Here is a 14,570-nt window from a genome sequence, read left to right as displayed (position 1 = left end):
GCTTATCCTTCAGAGATTGAGTTTTCTATCCAGTTGATATCTCGACCATTATCATGAATGGCGATGACATCAAATCGATAATCGATATTGTGTTTTAAGCGCTTTTGTTGGCTAAGCCAAACTTGTGCGGTTTTGACTAGCTTGCGCATTTTAGCGTGCGTCACCATTTCTGCTGCCGAGCCAAAGTGATTGTTCTTACGGTATTTGACTTCAACAAACACAATAGTTTCACCTTGTTGGAAGATTAAATCAATCTCACCGACCTTAGTCAGAAAATTTTGTTCAATAAAGTTTAAGCCCTGGCGTTGTAAATACTGCTTCGCCAGAGCTTCATATTGATTTCCGATTTGGCGCTTGCTAAAGAGCCCCACGCTCAGCCCAGCTTAGCTCACGCTGTACAACACAATTATTGTCGATACTTAAAATACCGGTTTGGCCGCCAACTGAGTAGCCCGGAACGACCTTCATTTGTGGCAGCTCCCCAATCAATTTATACGCATCCATACCCAGTGCTTTCAAACGTTTTTCCATGTTAGATTGCTCTGACCACAACTCGTTCATTTCAGCGGTCACGCTAGGGTCTGGGTCAATCAGCAATGGAATATCGCTGTAGATGATGCCTGTTAGATCTTCGTAAGTCGCGCCGCCACTGTTGCTACGCGAGCTAGAGAAAATTTGTGGCGCTTTGGCGTCTGGATTAATCGCTACCTCAATAAACGGCTTAATCAAAGTCAGTTCCGTGCTTCTAGCAACAATATAAACCGCATCGACATCACGACGGCTACGTGGCTGTGTTTCAAGCTTGATACGCATTAGTGATTGCATCTGAGCAATACGTTGTTTGCTTTCTTGCAGACCAAATACTTCATTGATGTCTTTTTGAAGTTGGCGCTTGTCACCAAAATAACTTGCTGCGACTTTATTAGAGCTGTACTTGCGCCACTCTTTGTTGAACGCTTCAGTTACACGTTCACCAAAGCTGCCCTTTGGTGCCAGAATCAGAGGGAAGTTATAGCCTTCGCTGAACAAGTGTTTCGCTGCTTGTGCGGCTTCTTGTTCCGGTGATAATGCCAAGTAGCAAATATTGCTATCTGGTTGCACATCTTCGGGAATATTTAGCGCAAGGGCTGGAATCGTAGGACCATTTTCTGAGCCATCCATGGTTGTGTGCAATAGCTCAACGTTCTCTTTTTCTAGAGGACCAACAACAAAATCGATGTTTTCATTGATCAAACGTTGTTTAATTTGGTCGGCGTTATACGCATTAGTGTCTATTACCGTGAGGGTAGCGCTTGGATCACGGTTACGATCATTCATCATCGCAAACACAAAACCATCACGAATTAATTGCGCTTGTGGCGAGAATTTACCAGTAAGCGGCAGTAACAAAGCGGTGTTGTTTGGTTTAACGATGTCTAGAGAGAGAATGTTTTGAATCTCTTCTGGTGTGTAGATAGCGGCTGGGTGCGATGGGTTCTCGTTTAACCAGCGTTCTAGGGTATTTTTTAGTTGGGATAAGTTGCCCGACAGCGTTTTCGCATAAATAGCGAGTTGTAGCCAACCATCCAAAACATCTTCATTTGGCTCTGTTTCTAATGAGGTCAGTTCGTACTCGGAGTAGCTGCCAAAGTTCATCCAAATACGGCTAGAAATCTCTCTCTGCTCCGCGGACGATGCATATTGGCCAAATGCAACCAGTTGGCGGTTTGCCTCAAACGCTTGGTTAAGACCTTGATAAGCGTCGGCACGCATCAAGTAATAGTCTTTCCATTGCTCATTTGGCAACTTCCACCAAGGTTTAAAATTCAACAATTGCAGCAACTGAGAGTAATTACCCTGTTTTTGCTGTATGGTCGCACGCGCTAGTTGCCACTCTGCTTGCTGAACTTCGGTTAACTGTTGACGAGCCAGGCGCTTGATCAACATTTCTGCTTGATCAAACTGGTTTGCTTGAATCGCGGCTTTGGTTGCCATGATCAACCAGTCATTTTGTAAACTGCCTTCCGTGCTATCAGCTTGGATCATATAGTTCTGAACAGACTGAGTAGGCTCAAGTGTTACATCAACGCCATCAGGCTGTCTTGGACCTGAAGAACAGGCGGCGAGCGTAATTGCTAGTGCAACAGGAGTAAGTATGCGTGGTACACTGAGTCTCTTATGGTTAATCATTGCCGTGAGTTCTCTATAATTTTGTACAAAATTGTCTCTATATTAATCGTTGAAGTGATGGTAAACAAATGACAGATAAAAATAAGTTGCCGAATGAGGGGCCAACTCTCTATATCGTACCGACTCCAATCGGAAATTTAGCGGATATCACCCAACGTGCTATCGAAATTCTGTCGACTGTGGACATCATTGCCGCTGAGGATACTCGACATACGGGCAAATTACTGTCTCACTTCAATATTCAAACCAAAACTTTTGCTCTACATGACCACAATGAGCAGCAAAAAGCACAAGTTTTGGTAGAAAAGCTGCTTTCCGGTCAGTCTATCGCATTAGTTTCTGACGCTGGTACGCCACTTATCAGCGACCCAGGATACCATTTGGTGACAAAATGTCGTCAAGCGGGCGTTAGAGTTGTGCCTCTTCCAGGTGCTTGTGCGGTCATTACGGCGTTAAGTGCCTCTGGCTTGCCATCGGATCGCTTTAGCTTCGAAGGTTTTTTACCACCGAAAAGCAAAGGTCGTAAGGATAAATTCCTAGAGATTGCTTCGGTAGAGCGTACGTGTATTTTTTACGAGTCACCGCACCGTATTTTAGACTCTCTACAAGACATGTTAGACGTTCTTGGCCCAGATAGAGAAGTTGTGTTGGCAAGAGAGCTAACAAAAACCTTTGAAACCATTCAAGGCATGCCGTTAGGTGAGCTGATTGAATGGGTGAAAAGTGACGATAACCAACAGCGTGGTGAAATGGTATTGTTGGTACATGGCCATCGTGAAACAACAGACGACTCACTACCTGAAGATGCTTTACGCACGTTAGGCATTTTGACCAAAGAGCTGCCTTTGAAAAAAGCAGCTGCTTTGGTGGCAGAAATACATAACTTGAAGAAGAATGCGTTATATAAATGGGGCTTAGAAAACTTAGACTAAGTGCCACTAGCGAGATAAATGGTCAATGAGGGCTGATGTTTAGGCATCGGCCTTTTTATTATCTATTTTTGGCACGTTGACTAAAAAGTCATCACTTAGTGCATTCATTTCATCATATCTGTGATCTAACTAGACTCTGAAGTGAGAACTCTATACAATCCGCCCTCGGAGCTGACTGGGTAGTCGCTGCTTTGTTGATGTCCTTCGGGAGACTGACGTCGAAGTCCCTTTGGGAGACTGACGTTGACGTCCTTCGGGAGACTGACAAAGGGGAGGAAAGTCCGGGCTTCATAGAGCAAGGTGCCAGGTAACGCCTGGGGGGCGCAAGCCTACGACAAGTGCAGCAGAGAGAAGACCGCCGATGGCCCGTAAGGGTACAGGTAAGGGTGAAAGGGTGCGGTAAGAGCGCACCGGACGACTAGCAATAGTTCGTAGCAGGGTAAACTCCACCTGAAGCAAGACCAAATAGGCCTCCACATTGCGTTGCTCGCGTAAGGAGGCGGGTAGGTTGCTCGAGCCAGTGAGTGATTGCTGGCCTAGACGAATGGCTACCGCCGCGCAAGCGGAACAGAACCCGGCTTATGTGTCGGCTCCACCTATTCGAGACCCATCTCTACTTCGGTAGTGATGGGTTTTTTGCATTTAATTGACGCAAACTATGTCATTACCAATAAACTTGGCGTAAATCACGTCTAACTTTAGACTTGTGGTGGCGATGATGTAGGAAATCAGTACACTAAAGAATCGCTTCAAGATCATTCAACGAGAAAGCTATGACCGAAACCTTCCAACATATTTCCGTGTTATTAAATGAATCCATTGATGGCTTAGCTATCAAACCAGACGGCGTCTATATTGATGGAACATTTGGCCGTGGCGGTCACAGCCGGACAATTCTATCTAAACTCGGTGAAAATGGCCGACTGTACAGTATCGACCGTGACCCTCAAGCGATCGCTGAGGCAGGCAAAATCAATGACCCTCGCTTCACCATTATTCATGGTCCATTTTCTGGTATTGCTGAGTATGCTGAAGAGTATGGGCTAGTTGGAAAAGTGGATGGTGTTCTGCTGGATTTAGGCGTTTCTTCTCCTCAGTTAGACGACGCAGAGCGTGGCTTTAGCTTTATGAAAGACGGTCCGCTAGATATGCGTATGGACCCGACATCAGGTGTTCCAGTATCTCAATGGTTGATGGAAGCAGACCTCGATGATATCACTTGGGTCATTCGCGAGTTTGGGGAAGATAAACATGCGCGCCGTATTGCAAAAGCGATTGTTGCCTACCGTGAAGATGAAGAAAATGAGCCAATGGTTCGCACTGGTCAGCTGGCAAAATTGATTTCAGATGCCGCACCGAAAAGTTTTAAAGAGAAAAAACACCCTGCGACTCGTGCTTTCCAGGCTTTTCGTATTTACATCAACAGTGAGTTAGAAGAAATTGATACGGCACTTAAAGGCGCGGCGAGCATTCTGGCTCCTGAAGGCCGTTTATCTGTGATTAGCTTTCACTCTCTGGAAGACCGTATGGTCAAACGTTTTATCCGTAAAGAGAGCAAAGGGCCTGAAGTGCCACACGGTATTCCAATGACGGAAGAGCAAATTCGTGCTCTTGGTAGTGCGAATATGAAAGCGGTGAGCAAAGCGATTAAGCCAAGCAAACAAGAAATTGAAATGAACCCTCGCTCGCGCAGCTCTGTGTTAAGAATTGCGGAAAAGCTTTAATTATTATGACGAAATCCACTCCTAATCTTGCTAAGTTGATTGCAACAGATCTCCTCACTGTTGGTCGCTGGCCATTACTGTTGTTGCTATTGATCGTGGCATCGGCAATGGGAGTGGTATTTGCTACCCACCATGCGCGTCAAGCGATCACCGAGAAAGACCATACGTTGGTTGAACGAGAACGATTAGATAGCGAATGGCGCAACTTAATGTTGGAAGAAACTGCCCTCGCGGAACACAGTCGTGTTCAAGACCTTGCCAAAAAAGAACTTGAAATGAAACGACCTGATGGCGATAAAGAAGTGGTTGTCACGCTCAAATGATTAGAAAAAAATCCAACACGAAACAAGCCAATAAGCGTAAACCTGTAGCAAAAGAGAAAGCGGCTACGGGGGATAAGAAAAACGATAATAAAGCAGTGAAAGTGGCGGTCGAAGAATCTTTCTTGATTCGTTGGCGCTTCCATCTATTACTGTTTTTTGTTTTTTGTGCATTTGCCCTTTTGGTGGCACGCGTAGCCTACATCCAAATCATTGAGCCAGATAACCTGATTAAACAAGGTGACCTACGTTCGGTTCGTGTTAAATCCATTCCTTCTGCTCGCGGTATTATTTCGGATCGAAATGGTGAGCCGCTTGCTGTCAGTGTACCGGTTGAGGCGGTTTGGGCAGATCCTGCCACTATATTTAAAGAAAACGCGTTAAGCCAGACCAAAAGTTGGCATGCATTAGCGGATGTTCTTGGTATTGACCGACAAGGGTTAATAGACAAAATTAAGCGCAATGAAAAACGTCGCTTTATCTACTTGCAGCGCCAGGTCAGTCCGGCCATGGCGAACTATATTCGTGAGCTAAAGCTGCCAGGTGTTGGCCTTAAGTCGGAATCTCGTCGTTATTATCCTGCAGGTGAGGTTAGTGCTCACTTAGTCGGTGTAACAGGCATTGACGGGCATGGCCTAGAAGGTGTGGAGCGTAGCTACGATGAGTGGCTCACTGGCGCGGCGGGTAAGAAAACTATTCGTAAAGACCGTTATGGTCGTGTTGTGGAAAACATTGCTTGGCAAGACAAGCAAGAAGGTAAATCACTTCAGTTAACCATCGATCAGCGCCTACAGGCGATTGCGTATCGTGCGATTAAGCAAGCCGTTGCGGACCACCGCGCCACTTCAGGTTCCGTTGTCATGTTGGATGTAAAAACGGGCGCCGTATTGGCCATGGTTAATGCTCCTTCTTACAACCCTAATAATCGTAGCGATTGGCAAAGCTATCAAATGCGTAACCGAGTGATCACGGACTCAATGGAGCCCGGTTCGACCATTAAGCCTTTCGTTATTTTAGCCGCCTTAGAAAATGGGATAGCCGATAAAGATACCATCGTAGATACCGGTAATGGTGTCCTACGTTTAGGTGGTAGTCGAGTCAGAGATGTCTCTCGCGTAGGCAAAGCGAGCTTGACCACGATCCTTAAAAAGTCGAGTAATATCGGTGTGACGAAGCTAGCAATGCAAATGCCGGTAGAGGCGCTTCTTGGGCTGTACAGTTCAGTGGGTTTTGGTGAGCTTTCTGGCCTAAACCTAGTTGGGGAAGTGACGGGTATTTTTCCTACACGAACTCGTTGGTCGCCAATTGAGCGCGCCACGATTGCGTTTGGTTATGGTCTATCAATTACACCAATCCAGCTAGCCCATGCTTATGCGACGCTTGGAAACCTTGGCAAATACGAGCCTATTCATATTATCGAAAGCAATGATCATGACATGTCACGTCAAGTGGTGAGTGCGAAGTATGCGCGTCAAGTATTAGACATGTTGGAAACCGTAACTCAAAAAGGGGGCTCGGCTCGCAGAGCGGCAGTTCCTGGTTATCGAGTGGGAGCGAAAACGGGTACATCACGTAAAGCTTCTGCCGGTGGGTACAGCGACGAGTACATCACCTACACGGCTGGGCTTGCTCCGGTTAGCGATCCGCGAATTGCTTTAGTAGTGATCGTAAACGAGCCTCAAGGTGATGACTACTATGGTGGTTCGGTAGCGTCTCCTGTTTTCTCTGAAATCATGAAAGGCGCGCTACAAATACTCAATGTTGCACCTGACGAAAACAAATTCCAACAGTAAGCCCTGTGGTTTACTGAGCAAACAAAATTAAGAAAACCTGAGCCAAAGCTCGGAGAACAAATATGACTAAAGCCATCAGTATGGACGTGCTGCTTTCCCCTTGGGTGGATTGCCCTAGCTTATCGTCCGTTCTTGTTTCTGAATTGGAGCTCGACAGCCGAAGAGTTCAACCTGGAACCACGTTTGTAGCAGTGATTGGCCATGTTGTGGATGGGCGTAAATTCATTGCCTCTGCAATTGAGCAAGGTGCAAATGCAGCCCTGGCGCAAGCCTGCGATGTCAAAACACATGGTACGGTGGAAATCATTGATGATGTTCCCGTCATTTACATCGATAGGTTGGACCAACGTTTATCCGCAATTGCTGGAAAGCTCTATGCTTACCCTAATATGGATTTGATTGGTGTCACCGGCACCAACGGCAAAACCACCATTACCCAGTTAATAGCGCAATGGCTAGAACTGCTTGACCATAAAGCGGCGGTAATGGGAACAACAGGAAATGGCTTCCTCAATAACTTGCAACAAGCTGCGAATACAACGGGGAATGCCGTTGAAATTCAGAAAACGCTCTCCTCTCTCGCAAATCAACAAGCCACATACACCGCGCTAGAAGTATCTTCCCATGGCCTGACGCAAGGTCGTGTCAAAGCACTATCATTTGCGGCGGGCGTGTTTACTAACTTAAGTCGTGACCACTTAGATTATCATGGCACGATGGAAGAGTATGCCAATGCAAAGCTTGGGTTGTTCACGCAACACCAATGTGAACGTGCCATTATCAATGCTGATGATGAAGTAGGTCATCAATGGGCGTCGCAGTTAAGTAATGCGGTCGCTGTTTCGCTCAAGCCGAACACTGAATTTGAAAGCGCAGTTTGGGCGACGGAAGTCAGTTACGCGGAGTCAGGGATTACTATTAAGTTCGATGGTAAATTTGGCTCAGGTGAATTGCACGCGCCATTGATTGGTGAGTTTAATGCAACCAACTTAATGCTCGCTTTTGCGACCTTATTAAGCTTAGGTAAAGAGAAACAAGCGTTACTCGAAACTGCAGGTCAACTGCAACCCGTACTCGGCCGAATGGAGTTATTCCAAACTGAGGATCGTGCCAAAGTCGTGGTCGATTATGCTCATACTCCTGATGCTTTAGAAAAAGCGCTGCAAGCTTTACGAGTTCATTGTGAAGGCCAGCTGTGGGCTATTTTTGGCTGCGGTGGCGATCGCGATGCAGGTAAGCGTCCAATGATGGCGGAAATTGCAGAGCGTCTGGGCGACAGAGTGGTGTTGACTGACGATAACCCACGCAGCGAAGATCCGGTTCAGATTGTGAAAGATATGTTAGCTGGGCTGTCAAAACCTGCTGAAGCGATTGTTCAGCATGACCGCTTCAAAGCGCTGTCTTATGCCATTGAAAATGCTTCGCCAAACGACATTATCTTGTTAGCTGGAAAGGGCCATGAAGATTATCAGATTCGTAATGGCGAAACGATTCATTACTCCGACCGCGAGTCCGCAATGCAACTTTTAGGATTGACCTCATGATCAAAGTAACGTTATCTCAAATTGCAGACATCACTCGTGGTGAGCGATTCGGCGACGAGCTACTTATCGACGCGGTTTCTACTGATACACGAACGATTGAGCGTGGGGCTTTATTCGTCGCGTTAGTTGGGGAGCGCTTTGATGCGCACAACTTTTGCCAACAAGCGGTAGATGCAGGTGCCGGTGCTTTACTCGTAGAAAAACGCTTAGATGTGAATGTGCCGCAAATTGTGGTGTCGGATACCAAACTTGCATTGGGTGAGTTTGCTTCTTGGGTGCATCAAGCATGCAAAACACCTACCGTTGCCATCACCGGAAGTTGCGGTAAAACGACCGTAAAAGAAATGGTTGCGAGTATCCTGCAATTGAAAGGCCAAGTGTTATTCACGGCGGGTAACTTCAATAATGATATTGGTGTTCCGTTGACATTATTGCGCTCACAGCAGGATGATGATTATGCCGTGATTGAGCTTGGTGCTAATCATATAGGTGAAATTGCTTACACGACTCAGTTAGTAAAACCAGATATCGCGTTAGTGAACAATGTAGCCGCCGCTCACCTTGAAGGCTTTGGTTCTATCGATGGCGTGAAACAAGCCAAAGGTGAAATCTACCAAGGCCTTTCAGCTGGTGGTATTGCGATTGTTAACCTAGACAGCAATGGTGAAGCCAAGTGGGATGAAGTGTTAGCAGATAAGAAAGTCATTACTTTTTCACAAAGTAATACTGATGCAGACTTCTTCGCTTCTAACATCGTATTGAACGCCGCAGGTGAAGCAAGCTTTGACTTACATATCGCAGCAAGCTCACAAGAAATTGAACTGTCTCTGGGTATTATAGGTCAACACAACGTTGCGAATGCGATCGCTGCTTCTATTATTGCGTTACAAATGGGCGCCACATTAGAAGAGGTTCGCGCTGGCCTTAAACATTTGAACAAAGTGAAAGGTCGCGTCGAGGTTGAAGCGCTGAGCGAAAAGATAAAATTGATTGACGACAGCTACAACGCGAGCGTGCCAGCCATGAAAGCGGCAGTTGATTTATTGGCCGCTTTCCCAGGTCAACGCTGGCTGATTTTAGGTAATATGGCGGAATTGGGCGAGGAAAGTCTTGCACTTCATCGTCAAGTCGGGGAACATGCTGCCCCACAAAAATTTGAACATGTTCTCACATATGGTGCAGACGCCAAGGTGATCAGTGATCTTTGCCAAGGCATTCATTTTGAGACGCACCAAGAGATAATTGAATACATCAAGCAGCATCTAGACCAAGCCGTTCCTGAAAGCCATACGATGTTGGTGAAAGGAGCGAACGGTGCACGTATGTTTGAAGTCGCTGCTGCTTTGAAGGAGTATTATTAATGATTATTTGGCTTGCCGAGCTGCTACAGCCATACCTGTCTTTTTTCCGATTGTTTGAATACTTGTCTTTTCGAGCAATCCTAAGCGTATTAACCGCTCTAGGTCTGTCATTATGGATGGGACCAATCATGATCAAGCGTTTGCAAATGCTGCAAATTGGTCAGGTAGTACGTAACGAAGGTCCTGAATCTCACTTTAGTAAGCGTGGTACTCCAACTATGGGCGGTATCATGATCTTAGCGGCCATCTCAATCACGATTTTGCTATGGACAGACTTATCCAACCCATATGTATGGGCGGTATTGACGGTCTTGCTTGGCTACGGTGCAGTCGGATTTGTTGATGATTATCGTAAAGTGGTGCGAAAAAATACCGATGGTTTGATCGCGCGTTGGAAGTACTTCTGGCAATCGTTGATCGCGTTTGTCGTGGCTTTTGCATTGTACGCTTACGGTAAAGACACTGCAGCCACTCAGCTCGTGGTGCCATTTTTTAAAGACATCATGCCGCAACTTGGTTTGATGTATATCATTCTGACTTACTTTGTCATTGTAGGTACAAGTAACGCGGTTAACCTGACTGATGGTCTAGACGGTTTGGCAATCATGCCAACGGTTCTTGTTGCAGCAGGCTTCGCGGTTATTGCATGGGCGACCGGTAACGTTAACTTCTCTGAATACCTTCATATACCATACTTACCGCATGCTTCTGAGTTAGTTGTCGTATGTACAGCAATCGTAGGTGCAGGCCTTGGTTTCTTGTGGTTTAACACTTACCCAGCACAAGTGTTCATGGGCGATGTAGGTTCACTAGCGCTTGGCGGTGCATTGGGCACCATTGCTGTTCTAGTTCGTCAAGAGTTGGTGTTAGTGATCATGGGTGGCGTATTTGTAATGGAAACGCTATCAGTCATCCTGCAGGTAGGTTCTTACAAATTACGTGGTCAGCGCATTTTCCGTATGGCACCAATTCACCACCACTACGAATTGAAAGGTTGGCCAGAACCTCGCGTAATCGTGCGCTTCTGGATTATTTCTATGGTTCTTGTTCTGATTGGTCTTGCGACATTGAAAGTGCGTTAATCGCACTTTCCAAGAATAAGATTTACAGTGTGATCAAATATGGAACGTTGGCAAAACATACATAGTGTTGTCGTCGTAGGGCTCGGTATTACCGGGCTCTCTGTCGTTAAACACCTAAGAAAAAATCAGCCACAACTTGTGGTCAAAGTCATTGATACTCGTGTAAACCCTCCAGGTGCAGAGCGCTTGCCGGAAAGTGTTAAACTGCATAGTGGTGGTTGGAATACAGACTGGCTTTCTGACGCGGATCTTATCGTGACCAACCCTGGTATTGCGCTAGCGACACCAGAGATCCAAGCCGTATTAGCAAAAGGTACGGCAGTAGTAGGTGATATCGAGTTATTCGCTTGGGCGGTGCAGAAACCGGTGATTGCGATTACGGGCTCAAACGGTAAGAGCACAGTAACCGACCTCACAGGTGTGATGGCTAAGGCTGCAGGTTTGGATGTTGGCGTTGGTGGTAACATCGGTGTGCCTGCTCTGGATTTGTTAGAACAAGACGCAGACCTATATGTACTCGAACTCTCGAGCTTCCAGTTAGAAACGACGTCAAGCTTAAAGCTTAAAGCCGCTGCGTTTCTGAATCTTTCTGAAGATCATATGGATCGTTATCAAGGCATGTCTGACTATCGACAAGCCAAGTTGCGTATTTTTAACCATGCTGCTCTTGCGGTCGTGAACCGTGATGATCAAGACACCTTCCCAGACGCAGAGATGCCATTGGTGACATTTGGCAGCGACAATCAGGACTTTGGTCTCGAGGTGGATGGCAACCGTACTTGGCTGCTCGATCACGGTCAACGAGTTGTCGCAAGTGATGAGCTTAAGTTGGTTGGTAAGCACAACTTATCTAACGCTCTGGTTGTTTTAGCGCTATTAAAAGCTGCGGACGTAAACTATCACAAAGCATTGAATGCACTTAAAAATTACACGGGACTGACACACCGATGCCAGGTGGTTGCGGATAATCAAGGCGTCAAATGGGTGAATGACTCTAAAGCAACTAATATTGCCAGCACTATGGCTGCGCTATCTGGTTTGGAATCGACAGGCAAGCTCTACTTACTCGTTGGTGGTGTTGGCAAAGGTGCTGACTTCTCGCCATTAAAACCGATCTTCGCGACGCTTAACTTGCAACTGTGTTGCTTTGGCGCTGATGGCGATGAATTTATGCCACTGCATGAATCTGCAATACGTTTCGACACTATGGAAGATGTGATTCAACAAGTATCTTCGCAGTTAAAACCAGGTGATATGGTGATGCTGTCTCCTGCATGTGCTAGCTTTGATCAATTCGACAACTTTATGGCAAGAGGTGATGCTTTCGCTGCTCTTGCTCAGAAATATGCATAATTAAAGGTTACACACTTCGTGGGTTTAGGTAACGTTAAACGCAGTATTGGCAATTGGCTCAAGCATCCAGCCCCAGAGGCGATGTTTGATCGTCAGTTAGTGTGGATTGCACTGGGTTTGATGTTGACTGGTTTGGTCATGGTAACCTCTGCATCATTTCCAATCAGCTCTCGATTAACGGAACAGCCGTTCCACTTTATGTTTCGTCATGCGACGTTTCTCGTGCTGGCGTTAGGGACCTCCGCTGTTATTTTGCAAGTGCCTTTGCAAGAGTGGTTTAAGAAGAGCCATTACTTACTTTGGGCTTCTTTCGCACTGTTGATCATCGTGCTCTTGGCGGGTAAGTCGGTTAATGGTGCGTCTCGTTGGATTCCCCTTGGGCTGTTTAACCTTCAGCCAGCGGAAGTCGCGAAGCTATCGCTGTTTATCTTCATGTCTGGTTACTTAGTTCGAAAGCAAGACGAAGTACGACAAACGTTCTTTGGTGGCTTTATGAAGCCAATCATGGTGTTTGCCTTCTTTGCAGTATTACTACTTGGTCAGCCAGACTTGGGGACGGTCGTCGTGATGCTGGTCACGCTGTTTGGCATGCTTTTTATCGCAGGTGCAAAACTAACCCAGTTTCTCGCCTTGATGGTGGCAGGTATCGGCGCTGTAGTAGGTTTGATTCTCGTCGAGCCATACCGTATGCGACGAGTAACCTCCTTCCTTGACCCGTGGGAAGATCCATTTGGCAGTGGCTATCAGTTGACTCAGTCTTTGATGGCGTTTGGTCGTGGTGAATGGTTCGGACAAGGTCTCGGTAATTCAATTCAAAAACTGGAATATCTACCGGAAGCGCATACCGACTTTGTGTTTGCCGTACTTGCTGAAGAGCTTGGTTTCGTAGGCGTAGTGCTGGTCTTAATGCTGATTTTTAGCTTGGTGCTAAAAGCGGTTTACATCGGCAAGCGTGCATTTGAAGAAGGCGAAATGTTCGGAGGTTATCTGGCTTTCGGAATTGGTATTTGGTTTGCGTTTCAAACCTTGGTTAATGTTGGAGCTGCCGCCGGTATTGTTCCAACTAAAGGTTTAACACTTCCACTCATCAGTTATGGTGGTTCTAGTCTAATAATTATGTCCGTCGCAGTGTCCATACTACTGCGTATCGATTACGAATGCCGCTTGAAACGCGAGCAACAACAATCAGAACAACAAGCTAATGAAACAAAATAAACGTTTGATGGTGATGGCTGGTGGTACTGGCGGTCACGTATTCCCAGGTTTGGCGGTAGCAAAACAGCTTCAAGAGCAAGGTTGGGAGATCCGTTGGTTAGGTACGGCGGATCGAATGGAAGCGGATTTGGTGCCAAAACATGGCATTGAAATCGACTTTATCAAAGTGAAAGGGTTACGAGGTCAAGGCGTTAAACGTCTTCTTGCAGCACCATTTCAAATTATCAATGCCATTATGCAGGCTCGTGCTCACATGAAACGCTGGCAGCCAGACGCAGTGCTTGGTATGGGCGGTTATGTTAGCGGCCCGGGCGGTATTGCCGCTTGGATGAGTGGCATTCCTGTTGTTCTGCATGAACAAAATGCAGTAGCAGGTTTAACGAACCAATGGTTATCGAAAATCGCTAAGAAGGTTTTTCAGGCTTTCCCAGGCGCTTTTCCAAATGCCGAAGTGGTTGGGAACCCAGTTCGTGAAGACGTGACTCAATTAGCAGCGCCAACTGAGCGCATGCAAGAGCGCCAAGGTCCAATTCGCATTTTGGTGATGGGTGGCAGCCAAGGCGCACGTATTCTTAACCAAACTCTGCCAGACGTGATGTCGAAATTGGGCGAAGATTACTGTATTCGTCATCAAGCGGGCAAAGGTGCTGCCGAAGAAGTGAATGCAGCATACCAAGCTAAAGGTCTGGTAAATGCAGAAGTAATGGAATTCATTGATGACGTTGCAGAAGCTTACGCATGGGCTGACCTTTTAGTTTGTCGCTCTGGAGCGTTAACCGTTTCTGAAGTCTCGGCGGCAGGTGTAGGCGCTATTTTTGTTCCATTCATGCACAAAGACCGCCAGCAAGCACTTAATGCAGACCACTTGGTGGATTGCGGCGCGGCGAAAATGATTGAACAACCAGATTTAACCGTTGAGTCTCTGACTCAGCAGATCCAACAATTGGATCGCCAAGCTTTACTTACAATGGCTGAGCAAGCGCGTGGCGCTGCAAAATTGAATGCTGACCGAGTTGTCGCACAAGCCATTGTCGCTTTGACCGAAAAGCGTTAACCGAATTATTGAGAATAGAATTG

The 14,570-nt window shown here is 46.5% G+C and carries 12 protein-coding genes and 1 other RNA gene; 11 read left to right on the top strand and 2 right to left on the bottom strand.

The genetic code is table 11. The annotated features are described in order from the left end of the window. Positions 1 to 2 precede the first annotated feature (2 nt). The gene (locus R7P69_RS14405; protein ID WP_238952203.1) at positions 3 to 371 is read right to left on the bottom strand and encodes a YraN family protein; all 369 of its coding nucleotides are present in this window, start codon (positions 369 to 371) and stop codon (positions 3 to 5) included. After that, a complete protein-coding gene (locus R7P69_RS14400) occupies positions 358 to 2,169 on the bottom strand; it encodes a penicillin-binding protein activator (protein ID WP_005372905.1) in 1,812 nt (603 codons plus the stop codon). The genes R7P69_RS14405 and R7P69_RS14400 overlap by 14 nt, the downstream gene beginning before the upstream one ends. A gap of 68 nt (positions 2,170 to 2,237) precedes the next feature. Between R7P69_RS14400 and rsmI the strand changes: the two genes are divergently transcribed. The 11 genes from rsmI (at position 2,238) to murG (ending at position 14,547) form a co-directional block, all read left to right on the top strand. Further along, positions 2,238 to 3,101, top strand: a complete 864-nt coding sequence (gene rsmI, locus R7P69_RS14395; protein ID WP_005372907.1) for a 16S rRNA (cytidine(1402)-2'-O)-methyltransferase — start codon at positions 2,238 to 2,240, stop codon at positions 3,099 to 3,101. 167 nt (positions 3,102 to 3,268) lie between these two features. After that, an RNA gene (gene rnpB / locus R7P69_RS14390) (RNase P RNA component class A) lies at positions 3,269 to 3,699 on the top strand. 175 nt (positions 3,700 to 3,874) lie between these two features. Next, a complete protein-coding gene (gene rsmH, locus R7P69_RS14385) occupies positions 3,875 to 4,825 on the top strand; it encodes a 16S rRNA (cytosine(1402)-N(4))-methyltransferase RsmH (protein ID WP_005372918.1) in 951 nt (316 codons plus the stop codon). Between the two features lie 5 nt (positions 4,826 to 4,830). After that, complete coding sequence (gene ftsL, locus R7P69_RS14380) at positions 4,831 to 5,148, top strand: cell division protein FtsL (RefSeq protein WP_005372920.1); 318 nt, start codon at positions 4,831 to 4,833, stop codon at positions 5,146 to 5,148. Further along, positions 5,145 to 6,938 (top strand): penicillin-binding transpeptidase domain-containing protein, encoded by a 1,794-nt coding sequence (locus tag R7P69_RS14375; protein ID WP_005372922.1) that lies wholly within the window; start codon positions 5,145 to 5,147, stop codon positions 6,936 to 6,938. The genes ftsL and R7P69_RS14375 overlap by 4 nt, the downstream gene beginning before the upstream one ends. Before the next feature lie 62 nt (positions 6,939 to 7,000). After that, on the top strand, positions 7,001 to 8,482 hold the full coding sequence (gene murE / locus R7P69_RS14370) for a UDP-N-acetylmuramoyl-L-alanyl-D-glutamate--2,6-diaminopimelate ligase (RefSeq protein ID WP_213889075.1): 1,482 nt from the start codon (positions 7,001 to 7,003) through the stop codon (positions 8,480 to 8,482). Continuing rightward, positions 8,479 to 9,843, top strand: coding sequence for a UDP-N-acetylmuramoyl-tripeptide--D-alanyl-D-alanine ligase (locus R7P69_RS14365; RefSeq protein WP_238952204.1), 1,365 nt, complete (start codon positions 8,479 to 8,481; stop codon positions 9,841 to 9,843). Before murE ends, R7P69_RS14365 begins: the two co-directional genes overlap by 4 nt. Then, a complete protein-coding gene (gene mraY / locus R7P69_RS14360; protein ID WP_005372931.1) occupies positions 9,843 to 10,925 on the top strand; it encodes a phospho-N-acetylmuramoyl-pentapeptide-transferase in 1,083 nt (360 codons plus the stop codon). The genes R7P69_RS14365 and mraY overlap by 1 nt, the downstream gene beginning before the upstream one ends. Before the next feature lie 39 nt (positions 10,926 to 10,964). Continuing rightward, positions 10,965 to 12,278 carry a UDP-N-acetylmuramoyl-L-alanine--D-glutamate ligase gene (gene murD, locus R7P69_RS14355; protein ID WP_213889073.1) on the top strand — a complete coding sequence of 438 codons (1,314 nt, stop codon included), beginning with the start codon at positions 10,965 to 10,967 and terminating at the stop codon, positions 12,276 to 12,278. 18 nt (positions 12,279 to 12,296) lie between these two features. Beyond that, positions 12,297 to 13,493: a cell division protein FtsW gene (ftsW, locus tag R7P69_RS14350; protein ID WP_005372933.1), complete on the top strand. Its 1,197-nt coding sequence runs from the start codon at positions 12,297 to 12,299 to the stop codon at positions 13,491 to 13,493. After that, positions 13,480 to 14,547, top strand: a complete 1,068-nt coding sequence (gene murG / locus R7P69_RS14345; RefSeq protein WP_054578501.1) for an undecaprenyldiphospho-muramoylpentapeptide beta-N-acetylglucosaminyltransferase — start codon at positions 13,480 to 13,482, stop codon at positions 14,545 to 14,547. Before ftsW ends, murG begins: the two co-directional genes overlap by 14 nt. The last annotated feature ends 23 nt before the right edge of the window (positions 14,548 to 14,570 follow it).

This window comes from Vibrio sp. 661, assembly GCF_033339315.1.
Taxonomy (GTDB): domain Bacteria; phylum Pseudomonadota; class Gammaproteobacteria; order Enterobacterales; family Vibrionaceae; genus Vibrio; species Vibrio alginolyticus.
This window is presented reverse-complemented; position numbering and strand designations above follow the sequence as displayed.